The organism is Flavobacterium sp., assembly GCF_027484945.1.
GTDB lineage: Bacteria > Bacteroidota > Bacteroidia > Flavobacteriales > Flavobacteriaceae > Flavobacterium.
Genome location: NZ_JAIXRZ010000047.1, coordinates 1 through 15,601, shown reverse-complemented (window position 1 = coordinate 15,601; position 15,601 = coordinate 1). Strand labels below are relative to the sequence as shown.

19 protein-coding genes and 1 pseudogene are annotated in these 15,601 nt (G+C 37.1%); 4 read left to right on the top strand and 16 right to left on the bottom strand.

The genetic code is table 11. The features are described 5' to 3' along the window. From Q0039_RS06545 to Q0039_RS06520, 6 genes and pseudogenes are all read right to left on the bottom strand, one after another. Positions 1–280, bottom strand: a pseudogene (locus Q0039_RS06545) (YceI family protein); the annotation flags it as partial. Positions 281–289: 9 nt separating this feature from the next. Then, a complete protein-coding gene (locus Q0039_RS06540; protein ID WP_297510890.1) occupies positions 290–646 on the bottom strand; it encodes a hypothetical protein in 357 nt (118 codons plus the stop codon). Between the two features lie 11 nt (positions 647–657). Beyond that, positions 658–1,515, bottom strand: a complete 858-nt coding sequence (locus tag Q0039_RS06535; RefSeq protein ID WP_297510887.1) for a DUF5777 family beta-barrel protein — start codon at positions 1,513–1,515, stop codon at positions 658–660. 2 nt (positions 1,516–1,517) lie between these two features. Beyond that, entirely contained in the window at positions 1,518–1,907 is a 390-nt protein-coding gene (locus Q0039_RS06530; protein ID WP_297510884.1) for a hypothetical protein, read from the bottom strand. Next, positions 1,908–2,693, bottom strand: coding sequence for a T9SS type A sorting domain-containing protein (locus Q0039_RS06525; RefSeq protein WP_297510881.1), 786 nt, complete (start codon positions 2,691–2,693; stop codon positions 1,908–1,910). It lies immediately after the preceding gene. 95 nt (positions 2,694–2,788) lie between these two features. Beyond that, entirely contained in the window at positions 2,789–4,969 is a 2,181-nt protein-coding gene (locus Q0039_RS06520) for a radical SAM protein (protein ID WP_297510879.1), read from the bottom strand. 95 nt (positions 4,970–5,064) lie between these two features. Between Q0039_RS06520 and bshC the strand changes: the two genes are divergently transcribed. The 3 genes from bshC (at position 5,065) to Q0039_RS06505 (ending at position 8,461) form a co-directional block, all read left to right on the top strand. After that, positions 5,065–6,660, top strand: coding sequence for a bacillithiol biosynthesis cysteine-adding enzyme BshC (bshC, locus tag Q0039_RS06515; RefSeq protein WP_297510876.1), 1,596 nt, complete (start codon positions 5,065–5,067; stop codon positions 6,658–6,660). Between the two features lie 93 nt (positions 6,661–6,753). Next, on the top strand, positions 6,754–7,914 hold the full coding sequence (locus Q0039_RS06510) for a T9SS type A sorting domain-containing protein (RefSeq protein WP_297510873.1): 1,161 nt from the start codon (positions 6,754–6,756) through the stop codon (positions 7,912–7,914). Between the two features lie 127 nt (positions 7,915–8,041). Continuing rightward, complete coding sequence (locus Q0039_RS06505) at positions 8,042–8,461, top strand: nucleoside-diphosphate kinase (RefSeq protein WP_297510870.1); 420 nt, start codon at positions 8,042–8,044, stop codon at positions 8,459–8,461. Positions 8,462–8,540: 79 nt separating this feature from the next. Here the strand turns inward: Q0039_RS06505 and Q0039_RS06500 are convergent, their stop codons facing one another. Next, complete coding sequence (locus Q0039_RS06500) at positions 8,541–8,837, bottom strand: DUF721 domain-containing protein (protein ID WP_297510892.1); 297 nt, start codon at positions 8,835–8,837, stop codon at positions 8,541–8,543. Beyond that, on the bottom strand, positions 8,834–9,253 hold the full coding sequence (locus tag Q0039_RS06495) for a hypothetical protein (RefSeq protein WP_297510867.1): 420 nt from the start codon (positions 9,251–9,253) through the stop codon (positions 8,834–8,836). The genes Q0039_RS06500 and Q0039_RS06495 overlap by 4 nt, the downstream gene beginning before the upstream one ends. A 98-nt stretch (positions 9,254–9,351) precedes the next feature. Between Q0039_RS06495 and Q0039_RS06490 the strand changes: the two genes are divergently transcribed. Then, on the top strand, positions 9,352–10,431 hold the full coding sequence (locus Q0039_RS06490) for a serine hydrolase (RefSeq protein WP_297510864.1): 1,080 nt from the start codon (positions 9,352–9,354) through the stop codon (positions 10,429–10,431). A gap of 208 nt (positions 10,432–10,639) precedes the next feature. Here Q0039_RS06490 and ftsY read toward each other — a convergent pair whose 3' ends face one another. The 8 genes from ftsY to Q0039_RS06450 form a co-directional block, all read right to left on the bottom strand. After that, complete coding sequence (gene ftsY, locus Q0039_RS06485) at positions 10,640–11,593, bottom strand: signal recognition particle-docking protein FtsY (protein ID WP_297510861.1); 954 nt, start codon at positions 11,591–11,593, stop codon at positions 10,640–10,642. A gap of 99 nt (positions 11,594–11,692) precedes the next feature. Then, positions 11,693–11,845 (bottom strand): DUF4295 domain-containing protein, encoded by a 153-nt coding sequence (locus Q0039_RS06480; RefSeq protein ID WP_073362763.1) that lies wholly within the window; start codon positions 11,843–11,845, stop codon positions 11,693–11,695. Positions 11,846–11,891: 46 nt separating this feature from the next. Continuing rightward, positions 11,892–12,074 carry a 50S ribosomal protein L33 gene (rpmG, locus tag Q0039_RS06475; protein ID WP_297510855.1) on the bottom strand — a complete coding sequence of 61 codons (183 nt, stop codon included), beginning with the start codon at positions 12,072–12,074 and terminating at the stop codon, positions 11,892–11,894. Between the two features lie 26 nt (positions 12,075–12,100). Beyond that, complete coding sequence (rpmB, locus tag Q0039_RS06470; RefSeq protein ID WP_129460790.1) at positions 12,101–12,334, bottom strand: 50S ribosomal protein L28; 234 nt, start codon at positions 12,332–12,334, stop codon at positions 12,101–12,103. A 74-nt stretch (positions 12,335–12,408) separates the two neighbouring features. Beyond that, positions 12,409–13,659 (bottom strand): CinA family nicotinamide mononucleotide deamidase-related protein, encoded by a 1,251-nt coding sequence (locus Q0039_RS06465; protein WP_297510848.1) that lies wholly within the window; start codon positions 13,657–13,659, stop codon positions 12,409–12,411. Positions 13,660–13,680: 21 nt separating this feature from the next. After that, positions 13,681–14,025: a histidine kinase gene (locus Q0039_RS06460; protein ID WP_297510845.1), complete on the bottom strand. Its 345-nt coding sequence runs from the start codon at positions 14,023–14,025 to the stop codon at positions 13,681–13,683. Between the two features lie 21 nt (positions 14,026–14,046). Then, positions 14,047–14,658 carry a fumarylacetoacetate hydrolase family protein gene (locus tag Q0039_RS06455; RefSeq protein ID WP_297510842.1) on the bottom strand — a complete coding sequence of 204 codons (612 nt, stop codon included), beginning with the start codon at positions 14,656–14,658 and terminating at the stop codon, positions 14,047–14,049. Between the two features lie 42 nt (positions 14,659–14,700). Then, the gene (locus Q0039_RS06450; RefSeq protein WP_297510840.1) at positions 14,701–15,474 is read right to left on the bottom strand and encodes a 3'-5' exonuclease; all 774 of its coding nucleotides are present in this window, start codon (positions 15,472–15,474) and stop codon (positions 14,701–14,703) included. Between the last annotated feature and the right edge of the window lie 127 nt (positions 15,475–15,601).

Below are 15,601 nucleotides of genomic sequence, written 5' to 3'. Positions count from 1 at the left end.
AGGTGGCCTTCGGAAATTGATCACTTTCCATATAATTTTCGTTAAAATGCTCTTCCATTAATGGAAGCTTAAAACGAAACGATTTAATCATCACTTGTACCGCTAGTGCGCCAGTAGCTTTATCTAAAATGGCCGATACACTATTGTTTTTTGCCAATACTTGATCGGTAGCACCGGGAACAGTAGCATCAAATTGAATGACACCATTACGTGTAATAACTTTCTGTGCCTGCACAAAAGAGGTTATCGCCAGTAATAAAACAATTAGTTTGAAACGCATAAAACAAATTTAATTTTGAGGGAAATTATTATCCTTCCAAGTTTGAATCAAACGAATCTTTCCGGAATTCATTTTCCCGGTAGGTGGCATCACATCACCACATTGATTATTAATACGGCAAAGTAGATTACCCGAAACAATATTGCCCTTTACTTCCTCATAAGTAAGTAAGGAAAATTCTTGCACTCCATTATGGCATGAGGTACAATTATTATCCATGATAGGTTTAATATTTTTCGTATAGGTTGGATTAGGTACATACCCAGACGCTTCCTCATAGGTCGAAGAATCACAGGAATAAAGCAGAACTACTATTCCAAAAAGACATCCAAATAATGCGACTATTGTATTTCTATTTGATTTCATAAATGATTTTTTTAAAAAACGCGATACAAGTTAAAGCCAAAATAAATTCCTTTATCAAAATTGCCCGTAGCTGATGTAAAATAACGGATATCATTCATCGCTTGACTGTTTGAAACAACTAATTGAAAAATATGCCCACCGGTTTCAACATCAACACCAAAAGTCAAAGGATTGTAGTAAGGATCATTGTCGGGGGTGTTGAAGCGATACGCATATTCTAAATTAAAACTGCAACGCTTCGAAAACTTATACCGACCACCCAAAGCTAAAAGTGCTTGATTGGCATTTTCTTCCGTAGGCTCATATAAATTTTTATGAATATAAATTGGAGTCATTTGGGCTGAAAAATTTTCAGAAAACTTTCTAGAAATCAACAATTGATTGGAAAATGAAAAACGATCAATTGCATTTAACTCCGGGTATTCCTCTTTTTCAAGTTGCGAATTAATATCGATGGTATGGTATCCAACAATTGTAAACGGAAAACCATCTACTTCTTGAGAAAAAAGGCGGTACTTACCCGACAATTCATAGGTTTTACCTAAGGTATGTCGAGCTACGCCCAAGGTCAACCATTCCGTCGGACCATATAAGCCACCTATTTTTGTAAGTGCATTATCCAATCCAAAGAAATTATCAAAACCATTACTCAAATCACCAAATCGGTGGGAAACTAAAAAATACCATTCCCCTTTAGCTGCCATTTTTGTAGATTGCATGGTACAGACTTGTACTCCTTTGAAAGCGGCGGCTACTTTTTCCTTAGCCTTTGTATCTTGATTAAGTTCATTTAATAAATCATCTTGAGCCATTACAGGCAGAGCGACTCCTAAAAAAAGTCCAAGAAAAAGTGTCCATTTTATTTTCATAATTATTGAATTATAATGCATTGATCTAGTTTAAGTTCGCCCAAAAAATCGTCATATCCTACTACCCTTCCCTTTATGGATAATTGCTGGCCTATTTTCGGTTGTATAGGGGAATTCATTACACAATTGACCGTAGCATCTAAAATTATATTCGATCCGTCAATTGCAGTTACACTTCCCGATACCACAACTACTTTATCTAGATAGTTGGCATTTGCACTGGGAAGATCCGATTGAAACTGTTGCGCAATTGAAGTAGCTTTTATTGTAAGTGTTGCGGTCTCGGCACCCACATTTCTGTGTTGGGAATGGTAGACATAATTATAGGCAAAAAAACCAAAAATTAAAAGTAAACCTACTAATACAGAAACTATTACTACCGATTTTTTCATTTATTCAACGATTACTTTCTTCCAAGTATTTAATCCCTCTCCAAAAATATTTAACAAATAGACCCCTTTTGCAAGTTCATTACTCACTTGAACTTGATTTGGATTCTCAGCATTTGGGGTGATTTCTTGCAATTGTTTTCCAGTTAAAGAATAAACAACAATTTTCTGGATGGGTTGTTTAGCACTAATTTGGAAGTTCCCATGCGATGGATTTGGATAAACTTGAACTTCATCTTGTTCAAATACTGCTGTACCCAAATTCGTGAAGGGTGTATCAACAGCATATCCTCTATTGGCTCCCCCGTGATTGTTTAAAGTATAGCTGGCAGAATTACATCTTGCCCATGCAATATCGATAGAGGTATCATTAAAATTAAATTGAAAATCATTCGCATCACCGGATGTTAATGGTCGTGTACAAATGAGTGTTCGCAATCCTGGAGAAGGTGTATTATTGGTGTTAGAAACTAGAGTCCAATTATTAATTCCATCTGTGGTTGGTGAAAATCCTTCACCATTAAAACGTGAATCAATTACGGTTACATTATTCCACCAAATTAAATCTTGTCCAGCTAACATCCCCTCAACATTTGTGAACGAACCAAATTGAAGACCAAACCAACGGTCATTGGGCCCAATTAGCGTTAACGTAACTGTTTGTGTTACATTATCTAATAAAAAATTAGCCCTAACATTTGTCGTTAAATTGACAATTCCTGTAGATTTTTGTTGACCAAAAACAAATACCCCAAGAAGAAGTGTAGTACAAAGTAAAAATTTTCTCATAGCAATTAATTGATTTTTAATTAATTAGATTTCGTGTTGTTTGTTTTGTATTTTTTTTAAAGATACCTATACGCAGTGTAAAAATAAAATTATTTTTATAAGATTAACAATTGATTCCGTAATTCGTGCATCGCTTTGGTATTCCAAAACAATTCAAAGTTCTCAAATTGACTTTCAAAAGAAGCTTTTAATTGTAAAAATGAGGTTGGAGGTTGATGAGGTTGTAATTTGGGGAGCATATTTGCTAACCATTCGCCTTCTTTTTCGGGCATTACACATTCAATTCTTTTTAATTTAGAGTGAACAATTAATGTAACCATTGGCCAAGACATTCCTTTCTTGGTTTTTACAAAATATTCAATAATTGGGTGTCCTCCGAGCCAAACTACCTTTGCGTTGGGTTTTGGAATTAAATTCACGTCTTGTTCAAGGCAATTGGAGATATAATTAGGGGAGATTGAAGTGCGGGGAATTTTAAAATCAAACCATTCTTGCAAATCAAATTCAAAACACAGACCGTGCATATAATTGAATAGCGATTTGCGCAATCCGAAACTAAATTGATCATGATCGATGCCTGTTGTGTCGCTAAACGGCACATCATTACGCGCAAAGGTTACGTGCTGCGTTGTAGGAATTACGCCAAAAGCTTCGGGATTTTTTCCAACGGGACTATGCGCTGTCATTGCAAATTGGTGCCAAAATCCAGATTGGATAATTCCCAACTGAAATAATTGCCGAACCATCTCAAGACTATCAACGGTTTCTTGAATCGTTTGCGTAGGATAACCATACATCAAATAAGCATGGACCATAATTCCACTTTCAGTAAAATTTCGGGTAACTTGAGCCACTTGTTCGACGGTTACTCCTTTTTGAATCAAAGCTAATAGACGATCGGAAGCGACTTCGAGACCGCCAGAAACGGCAATACAACCGGAAGCTCTTAACAAAATACACCAATCCCGACTAAAGCTTTTTTCAAATCGAATATTGGTCCACCACGTAACCGTAAGTTTTCGACGAATAATCTCAAGGGCTAATTCGCGCATCAAAGCAGGCGGCGCAGCTTCATCCACAAAATGAAAGCCGGTTTCTCCGGTTTGTGCAATTAATTCTTCCATGCGATCGACCAAAATGCGGGCATGAAGGGGTTCGTAAACCTTGATGTAGTCTAGTGAAATATCACAAAATGTACACTTGCCCCAATAACATCCATGGGCCATAGTTAGCTTATTCCAACGTCCATCACTCCACAAACTATGCATTGGATTGGCGATTTCAATTACCGAAATATAGTGGTCTAAGAGCAAATCTGAATAGTCGGGTGTTCCTACCTGATGTTGTTTATAATCGGATCTTGTACTGTCATTTTTATAAACCACTTTATTCTTTTCGAGCATATACGTACGCTTCCATTCTTGGGAGTCTATAGAACGTGACAAATTGGTATACAGCAACTCTATTGGCAACTCACCATCATCTAAAGTGATGTAATCAAAAAAATCAAAAACTTGAGTAGCACTAAGTTCGCGCAACTCTGTATTGGGAAAACCGCCTCCCATTGCAACTTTTATCGAAGAATTAAATGATTTAATCCATTGCGCACAACGAAAGGCACTGTAAAGATTTCCGGGAAAAGGAACCGAAATGCAAACCAGTTTGGGTTGGATGGCTGCCAATCGATCCAACAAAATTGTTTTTGTAAGACCATCTATAAATGTAGGTGATTGTTGTAGACTTTGATAAAGTTCGTCAAAATCATTGGCACTTCGTCCTAAGCGTTCAGCATACCTTGAAAAACCAAAATTTTCATCTACACATTCAACCAAATAATCGGATAAATCTTCCAAATAAAGCGTAGCTAAATGTTTTGCTTTATCGTGCAAACCCATTGCACCAAAAGCCCACTCCAAATCATCCAACTGCTCAAATCGGGAGGCTTCAGGGAGAAAATTTCGACTGGCAATTTGACGCGCAAGGCTGGGTTGTTTGCCCTGCAAAAAAGCAATTACGGGTTCGATTGTTTGCAAATAATCCTCTTGTAAATTTTGAATACGAAGCGCATTTTCAGAACATTGGGCTAAATCAACTGGAGCTGAAAATACCGCTTTCAATCCCTCTTTGGAAAATAAAGACAACACGACTTCCAGTCCCAAATCCATTTGAAATGAAGGGATGGACTGGGTATTCAAAAATCCTTTCAAATAAGCCGTAGCTGGATACGGTGTATTTAATTGAGTGAACGGAGGTGTTATGAGCAGGATATCTTTCAATGTAAACTTTTTGACAAAAATAGAATTTAACATACAATTCGTAATTTGAAAAGGAAGCTTTTTTAAAAAACTGTATTTTTGTAAAAATAAATCCAATGGACAGCGACTGTATTGATTATCGAAAATTGCCCCAATTTTCCGAGCTAATTCGGGATTATTTGGATCAAAACACGACATTACAGTGGGCTTATAATCGCTATCCTACATTATCCAACTATGGGGCTCAGATTCAAGAAAAAGCAGCCCATTACCCGCATGATTTTCGAAAAATAGTCGTTGAAACACTCCACCAACAATACAAAAATATTGCCTACTCCAAAGCAACACAAAACAACATCGATGCCTTATTAGATCGCAATACATTTACCGTAACAACGGGACATCAGTTAAATTTATTCACGGGTCCGCTCTACTGTATTTACAAAATAATTTCGGTTATTAATCAGTGTAAACAATTGCAAAAACAGTATCCTGAAAATCGATTTGTACCGGTTTATTGGATGGCTACTGAAGACCATGATTTTGAGGAAATTCAATCGTTTCACTTTGAGCAAACCAAAATTACATGGAAAACGGAACAAAAAGGTGCCGTAGGTCGGTTTGTAATCGATGCGTCTTTTGACCCTACGCGTGAACAAATTTTGGCAACAATCCCTTCGGGTGAACGCGGTGATTATTTGCGTAACTTATTTTTGGATGCCTACAAAGAAGGCCGGACCTTGGCTGAGGCCACTCGTTATTTGGTTCACGAATTATTCCAAGAGGAAGGAATCGTAATTCTTGATGGAGATGCACCCGCTTTTAAAAAAGTACTGGTTCCTTACCTTCAAAAAGAAATCACTGAATCGACTTCGTTTCATTCGGTTCAGCATACGATTACCCAATTAAGTCCTTACCCTATTCAAGTTAATCCCCGAGAAATTAATCTATTTTATTTAACAGACGGGAGCCGGGAACGCATTATAAAAAACGGCAATTCCTTTAAAATCAATACAACAGGGCAAACATTTGAACATCAGGAATTAGTAGATCTTATCGCGCAACAACCCGAATTATTTAGCCCGAATGTACTTTTACGTCCCTTGTATCAAGAGCTATTGTTACCCAACTTAGGTTATATTGGTGGCGGTGGAGAACTGGCATATTGGTTAGAACTAAAAGCCATGTTTGCCGCTTTTGCGGTTCCATTCCCCATCGTTCAACTTCGAAATTCGGTATTGAATGTTTCATTTAAGCAAGAACAAAAAAGAGAAAAGCTCCACGTAAATTATTCCGATTTATTTTTATCGGAAACGGAATTACGAACTCTTGCAACCCAACGATTATCAACGTTAAATTTTGACTTTAGCGCACAAAAAGAACTACTAAAAGCACAATTTGAAAACTTAAAATTGTTGGCTTCCCAAACCGACAAGTCGTTTATCGGTGCAGTATTGGCACAAGAACGCAAACAAATGAAAGGTTTGGATCACTTACAAAAGCGTATGCTCAAGGCCGAAAAAAGAGTGCATCAACAAGCGATTGAACGCATTATCAATTTACAACTTGAATTATTTCCAAATCATGTATTGCAAGAACGTGTGGTCAACTTCAGTTCGTTTTATATGCAATTTGGTCCTAAAGGATTGGAGCGTTTACGCAACAGTCTCCATCCACTTTCGAGCCATTTTAGTATTTTCATTTACGAATAAATTATAAACACTAAAACGTTTGCGTAATTATTTTGCTTTTTACCAGGGTTTATGTTGTTTATTTTTATTTTATTTTTGCTTAAAATCAATTTTATGAAAAAATTATTACTCGCATTACTTGGCCTCTTATGGCTTCCTATTTTACAAGCACAAACCATTTCTATTGTTGGAAGTGGTGTTAATGGATGGCCTCCAACTAACGGACCAGAAATTACTCTGAGTACTACAGACAATATCATTTATACGATTTCCAATTTAGTTGTCACTACTGGACAAGTAAAATTTCGTCAAGATTTGGATTGGATTATTAATTGGGGGGCAACTTCCTTCCCGAATGGAACAGGCGTTCAAAATGGAGATAATATTCCAACTTTAGCAGGTACCTATAACGTAACTTTTAACCGACTAAGTGGAGCTTATTCTTTTTCAGGTTCGACTACTGCAACTATCATAGATTTATGGGGTCCAGCAGTTGATGCACAATTGGGCTATGGAGGTCCTGGTGTTGCATTATCTACGGGAGATGAGATCAATTATAGTTTGAATTATAATTTCACAACAGGCAATGCCTATTTTAGACAAAACGGCAATAACAATCTAACCTACGGAAGTACGGCTTTCCCATCGGGGACTGCTGTTGCTTCGGGGCCTTCTATACCAATTCAAGGAGGGGAATGGTTTGTATCGTTTAATCGTTTAACGGGAGCTTACACCTTTGACTATCCATCGATTGGGATTTTGGGATCGGCATTAAACGGTTGGGATACCGATACCGATATGACTACGAGTAATGGTTTTGTTTACTCGGTTGTCGTTAATTTAACTGTGGGCAGTGTAAAATTTAGAAAAAACAACAATTGGACAGTGAATTGGGGTGGATCAAGTTTTCCAAATGGAATTGGTTCACCAGGAGGAAATGATATTGCAATACCTACTGCGGGAACCTATGAAGTATTTTTCGAACCTTCAACTGGAAATTATTCATTTAACCAACAATTGGGAACACCGCAAATTACTTCACCAAAGGTATCGGTTTGGCCAAATCCTTCAACAGATCAATGGAATTTCACAAGTACAGCTAATCTAGACTTAATTCGCATTCAAGATATTAGTGGTAAAACGGTTATTGAAATACAACCTTCCCAAAATACAACGGAAATTCAAATTGAAGGAAGTGCTTTAGCGAAAGGAATTTATTTTGCTCAAGTTTATCAAGGGGAACGCATTCAAACCCATAAATTGGTAAAAAATTAAAGTTACATAAACACTATTAAAAATCCTCAGGCTGAAAAAGTTGGGGATTTTTTATTTTATTACGAAATGATTTCGCCAATCTGAATCAAAACACTACTTTTGCACCCGTAAATTAATTTTTTAAACAATGGCTAGTAATAGAACATTTACAATGATTAAACCGGATGCGGTTGAAAAAGGGCACATCGGTGGAATTTTAAATATGATTACTGAAGGTGGTTTCAGAATCGTAGCGATGAAATTAACGCAATTGACTGTGGCTGATGCCCAACAATTCTATTCAATTCACAAGGAAAGACCTTTCTTTGGCGAATTGGTTGAATTTATGACACGTGGTCCTATAGTTGCTGCAATTTTAGAAAAAGACAATGCAGTAGAAGATTTTAGAACGTTGATTGGAGCTACCAATCCGGAAGCAGCTGCCGAAGGAACCATCCGTAAAAAATATGCAACTTCAATTGGAGAAAATGCTGTTCACGGATCTGACTCGGATGAAAATGCAGCTATTGAAGGTGCTTTTCACTTTGCCGGAAGAGAGCAATTCTAATCGTATATTTCAAACAATTAAAGCCGATGCGTGAACACACATCGGCTTTTTTATTGGGGATTAACTTAAGAAATACGGTTTATCGCAACACCAACTCCTTTACAACCTCCTTACCCAATTCATCGTTGAGCATTCCGATAATTTTTTGTTTTCCATAGCTCAATTCTTCACGCAATACCGAAGAAGATAGCGTGACATATAAAGTAGCACCTTTGAGTCGAACTTCACGTGTATAACTATTAACTCCATTCCCAAGTAACGAACGCCATAATTTTTCTACGTCAACTCGTTCCAATCCGGCTTCTAGATTATTCGATTGAATAAAAGATTTTAGCACATCCGCTATGGGTTGTTCATTGTTTTGCCGTTTCATTATTTTTTGGAAAAAGGGATGAATTTTTTATAACGGTATTCAATAGCATCTGCATTTTTAACTACCAGTACCGAATCGGTGAGTTGAACCAAAGTCTCTTTCCACTTTCCATATGCTGTAGCATAATTAAGACAAAAGTGACCATCTTCAGTTGTTATTGTTATCTTTTCTCGTATGTTATTCGTTTGGAACGAACCGTTTAATTGAGGCATTACTTTTTGACGAAAACCAATTTTACCTTTAAGTTGAATATAATCTACGGTAGGATTGACTTTATAATCTTTATCTTCACCATCGTTCATTTCTACTTTTTGAATCTCCCAATAACCATTTAATTTGGGTAAATCGGCTTCTTGTACCTTAGGGCGACACCCTGAAAAGAGCGTGAAGATAAAAACAAATAGGACAATATTTCTCATGGTAAAATAAAAACTAAAGGTATCAAAAATCAAGATTAAATCCTACTTTTGATTAAACCTTTTTAAAATAGTATTGTCCTACAACTAAATCATATTCTATGCAAATAAAATCCTACTTATGGGCGAGTATAGGCATACTCATGTTAAGTGCTTGTTCCAAAGACGATGCTACTACTCTTCCTCCAACACCTGAAGAAACTATGTATTTTCCGCCCAATGACGGTTCAAATACTTGGGAAACAAAATCGGTTGCTGCTTTAGGATGGAATCAATCCGCTGTTCAACCTTTAGTGGACTATTTAACCCTAAAAAACACCAAATCGTTTATGATTTTAGTGAACGGTCGGATTGTGATGGAATATTATTTAAACGGTCATTCGGCAACAACTCCTTGGTATTGGGCCAGTGCGGGTAAAACATTAACTGCCATGACAACCGGAATCGCGCAACAAGAAGGATTACTCAATATCAACAACAAAGTTTCAGATTATTTGGGAACGGGTTGGACCAGTGCACCACTAGCAAAAGAAAACATGATTACCTGTAAGAATTTATTAAGTATGAATTCTGGTTTAAACGAAGCATTGGGCGATGATGTAAGTCCGGGAAATTTACAATACGTGGCAGATGCGGGTACCCGTTGGGCCTATCACAATGTGTATGTTAAACTACAAGACGTTGTAGAGGCAGCTAGTGGGCAAACTTGGTCCACTTATTTCAATACCAAATTACGGGACAAAATTGGAATGACTGGAGGTGCTTGGATTGAAAACAATGGATTGAGTGTTTATTGGAGTACTACCCGAAATATGGCGCGTTTTGGTTTACTATCCTTAAATAAAGGGAAATGGAATGGAACACAAGTGGTCAATGAAGCTTATTTTAATGCGGCCACATCACCATCACAAAATAATAACCAATCGTATGGCTATTTGTGGTGGTTGAATGGTAAATCGTCTTATTTATTACCACAAATACAATTGCAATTCAATGGAAGTTTGATTCCCAACGGACCAACGGATATGTTTTGTGCGTTGGGAAAAAATGATCAAAAAATATATGTAATACCCAGCAAGAAAATGGTCGTAATTCGTATGGGTGAGGCTGCAGACAATGTGAATATGGCGCTATCTGACTTTGACAATACGCTTTGGGAAAAGATTAATGCACTATTTTAAGTGCTGCTTTATTTTTTAAAAATAATCGAATCGAAAAAACGAAATAATCCCGAAAGTAAAAAGAAAAACCCGACGAGTTGGAACCCCATCGCTATATTTTCAAACTTGAGTTCGATCAATTTTGAAAGCAGAAAGACCCCAAAACTCAGTAACAGTAAAAGTATTGCAGATACCGAGCGGTACCAATTCCAAGCTTTTCGCATAAAAATTATTTAAAAAAACTATCTACAAATTCGTATTTATTAAACACTTGTAAGTCTTCAATTCCTTCACCAACGCCGATATACTTTACCGGAATTTGAAATTGATCGGAGATTCCAATAACCACACCTCCTTTAGCCGTTCCGTCTAATTTTGTTACCGCGAGGCAACTTACTTCGGTAGCAGCGGTAAATTGTTTGGCTTGTTCAAAGGCATTTTGACCCGTTGACCCGTCCAATACCAACAAGACATCATGGGGTGCGTCACCAACCACTTTTTGCATTACCTTTTTAACTTTCGACAATTCATTCATCAATCCCACTTTATTGTGCAAGCGTCCGGCAGTATCAATAATAACAACATCGGCCTGTTGAGCAACGGCAGATTGCAAGGTATCAAATGCAACAGAAGCCGGATCAGAACCCATTTGTTGCTTTACAATAGAAACCCCAACGCGATCGGCCCAAATTTGCAATTGATCAATTGCTGCAGCACGAAAGGTATCGGCAGCACCCAATACAACTTTATGACCTGCTTTTTTAAATTGATAGGCTAATTTTCCAATTGTTGTTGTCTTACCTACCCCATTAACACCCACAACCATAACAACATACGGTTTTGAAGCTACGGGAAGTGTAAATTCAGTATCCTCTCCTGAATTGGTCTCGGAGAGTAACCCAGCGATTTCCTCACGAAGAATTTGATTCAATTCTTCCGTGCCTAAATATTTATTTTCGGCAACACGCGCTTCGATTCGCTCAATAATCTTTAGAGTTGTATTTACTCCAACATCAGAAGACACGAGGATTTCTTCTAAATTATCCAACACCTCATCATCTACCTTGGATTTTCCGGCGATGGCTTTGGTTAATTTAGATAAAAAGGTCGTTTTTGACTTCTCTAAACCTTTGTCTAGGGTTTCTTTTTTATCGGTGGAAAATATGCGCTTAAAAAAACTCATTATACTAACTCAATAATTGCTATTAATTCAACTACAAATATAACTAAAAAAGCTACTTTCTCTCGAAAGTAGCTTTGGTATGTTATTGTGTACGTACCATTATTTCTTTTTCAAATACTCGTCTACTTCTTCTGGAGACATAATTGCCTCTACGAAAGTGTAAGCACCTGTTTTGGGAGATTTTACCATTTTAATGGCTTTTGTTAATCTCTTTGAAGCGGTTTGTAACGTTGCTACGGTTTTCTTTGCCATGATTCAAAAGGGTATTTTGAAATTTTTAAACAATAAAAATCTCCTATTATTTAATTTCTTTGTGAACAGTCATTCTCTTCAAAATCGGATTGAATTTTTTCAATTCCATACGATCGGGAGTATTTTTCTTATTTTTATTAGTGATATAACGTGATGTACCGGGCATACCTGACTCTTTGTGCTCCGTACATTCTAAGATTACTTGAATTCTATTACCTTTCTTTGCCATTGTTCTTTATATTAATAGGTTACCGATTAAATAAATCCGTTAGCTTTTGCATCTTTCAATACAGCAGCAATTCCTTTTTTATTGATTGTTTTAATCGTAGATGCCGCTACTCGTAAAGTAACCCATCTGTCTTCTTCAGCAAGATAGAAACGTTTTTTAACTAGGTTCACAGAAAACTTTCGCTTCGTTTTGTTCATCGCGTGAGAAACATTGTTTCCCACCATCGCTCTCTTACCTGTAAGGTCACAAACTCTTGACATTATGCTTTTCTTTTATCGTTATTCAAAATCAGGGTGCAAAGAAACAAAAAAGAAACCTTATACACAAAAAAATATTATAGATTTTTTAAAATTTCTTTTTGTAGCATTTCCAGTGCTTTATTCACCGTTCGATCGATTACTTTTTCGCGCGGCTGACCAAAATTAAAGGTCTCAACCTTAACTGCTTCAGGGGTTGCTAAAGCAATAAACACAGTACCTATTTCTGCGTCAGCGTCACCCTTTGTTGGCCCAGCATTTCCTGTTGTTGCCAAAACAAAGTCGGCATTCAAACGTTTTTGTGCTCCCTTAGCCATCGCTTCTGCTACTTCTGCGCTTACTACACTATGTGCTTCAATAAGCGCTGGCTCAACTCCTAACAACTCAATTTTTGTTGAAGTGGCATAAGACACTACACTTCCCTTAAAGTAGGCCGAAGCTCCCGCGACCGAAGTAATCATTTGGGCTATTTTACCGCCTGTACAACTTTCTGCAGTAGCTAAAGTTTTGCCTGCTTGTTGCAACAATCGTCCAACCACAACCTCTAATGTTTCCTCTTCATCATACCCCACAATGATATCGCCAATGATTGCGGCAACCGCATCTACTTGTCGCTGAATTTCCTGTTCTAAAACATGTTGATCTGTTCCGCGTGCAGTTAACCGTAAGCGTACCCGACCCGGTGCTGGCAGGTAGGCTAATTTTATAAAGTCAGGTAACGCGTTTTCCCAAGCCTCAATTCGTTCTGCCACAACACTTTCACCCTGTCCATAGGTCATCAACGTTTTGTGTATAATATACGGACGCTTGTAAGTAGCAACAATTTTTGGCAATACACCTTGTTCCATAATAGACTTCATCTCATAAGGAACGCCGGGCATCGATATAAAAACCGTTTGTTCCTTTTGAATCCACATTCCGGGTGCTGTACCTAGTTGATTAAACAAAATTTGCGCACGGGAGGGGACCAAAGCTTGATCTTTATTGACTTGTGATGCAGGTCGTTTGAGTACATTCTCAATTAACGCAACTACATGATTTTCAACATCATTATTACGTATTAATGTATCCTCAAAATAATCGCAAAGTGTTTTTTTGGTAATATCGTCTTTTGTCGGACCTAATCCACCGGTAATTACAACAAAATCGACTTGATTTTGCAATTCATGAAACGTTTGAAGAATATGTTCGCGTTGATCACTGATGGAACGCATTTCAAATGTTTGTACTCCGATTCGATCCAATGCTTTGGCAATGTAAGCTGAATTGGTGTCGGTAATTTGACCAATAAGTATTTCGTCTCCAATCGTAACAATGGCAGCTTTCATCGCTTTTTAGATTAAAAAAAATTACAAATCGAAATCTTTTTTAATTTCTTTCACCGCTTTTTCTACTTGGTCTTTAACACTTTCAAAAGTAGCCTCTATTTCTTTACGCTTTCCTTCTGCTTTAGTCCAAGCTTCTACTTGAAGAATTTCCTCATGTGCCATTGACATCCCTAATAAATCTAGGGTTGGTTTAATTTTATGTGCAAATGCATAAGCAAGCTTATGGTCTTTTGTTTTTATGCCTAAATCAATCTGTTGCAAATCTTGTGGAACTTCAGTTACAAACAAGGAGATAATTTGCATAACAAACTCTGGATCATTGTCCGATAATGCATACACTTTCGCGAGGTTATAATTAATTGCCATTATTTGTATTTTATCTTTAAATTATTTTACTTGTATTCTAAATGCTTTTTTTCCTTCCAAAAACCCTTCCAAAATATCGTTTGGATTTACTTTGGCTACTCCAGCTGGAGTTCCGGTAAAAATAACATCTCCTTTTTTTAATGTGAAATATTGAGAAACATAAGCAATTATCGCATCAATGGACCATAACATATGGGAGGTATTCCCCTGCTGAACCACTTTTGCATTGCTTCGTAACTCAAAGTTAATATTTTCTAAAGAACCAAAATCAGATTTCGGATAAAATTCACCAATAACCGCTGAACCGTCAAATGCTTTGGCTTTTTCCCACGGCAAACCCTTTTTTTTGAGTTCGTCTTGAACATCACGTGCTGTAAAATCAATACCTAATCCAATTTCGTCGTAATAGCTGTGTGCAAACTTTTGTTCAATGTACTTTCCTACTTTAGTTATTTTTACCAACACCTCCACTTCATGATGTACCTCTTTCGTAAATTCAGGAATTACAAAAGGGTGTTGCTTTAATAAAATGGAGGAATCGGGTTTTAAAAAAACAACTGGCGCATCGGGACGCTCGTTTTTGAGCTCCTCGATATGCTGAACGTAATTTCTACCGATACAAATGATTTTCATATAAACTGATCCCTATGTATATTTTAACTTAAAAACACCTCTTTACAGCTTGGTATTTAATTTTCGCAATTTAATTCCCGTCAAAACTTTTTTAGTATATAATGGAAACTCGGCTCCTTGAATCCAACCAAAATAACCCGGTTCTTTATCAAAAACTTCTTCTACCAAGGCCCCTTTATGTTTACCAAAAGTGAAAATTTCACGACCTTGATCATCCAATGCAATAAAACCCGCAAAATCAACTGCTTTTTTACGTGTGGTAAATTCTGATAACGCTTTCATATCATTGGGTAAATCAGGATAACGCTCCAATTGTGCTTTCAAAATTTCATAGGTCGCCAACGTATCTGCCTCTGCACTATGGGCATTTTCAAGTGTTTGATTACAATAAAAACGGTAAGCCGCACTTAAGGTTCGCTCTTCTTTTTTGTGAAAAATCGTTTGCACATCAACCGCAACTCTGTTTTTCATATCAAAATCAACTTCTGCCCGCAATAATTCTTCTGCTAACAAGGGAATATCGAAGCGATCAGAATTATATCCGGCTAAATCAGCATCTTTAATCAATTGATGAATTTGTGGTGCCAATTCTTTGAATGTAGGTTCGCTGGCTACTTTTTCATTGGAAATCCCATGTACTGCTGTGGCTTGGGGCGGAATTGAAATCGTGGGATTAACCAACCAGGTCCGACTTTCTTTGTTCCCGTTTGGAAACACTTTAACGATGGATATTTCTACAATGCGGTCGCGTGCCACATCTGTCCCCGTAGTTTCTAAGTCGAAAAAACAAATCGGACGGTTTAATTTTAATTCCATGCTCTAACATTCATTTTTACAAAGATAGGATATTGCATTTACCGTTTATCTATACAAAAAAACTTTTTATGATTTCCATTAAAAAAACCCTCTCCATTTTGGAGAGGGCTATTTGATTTGTTAAATT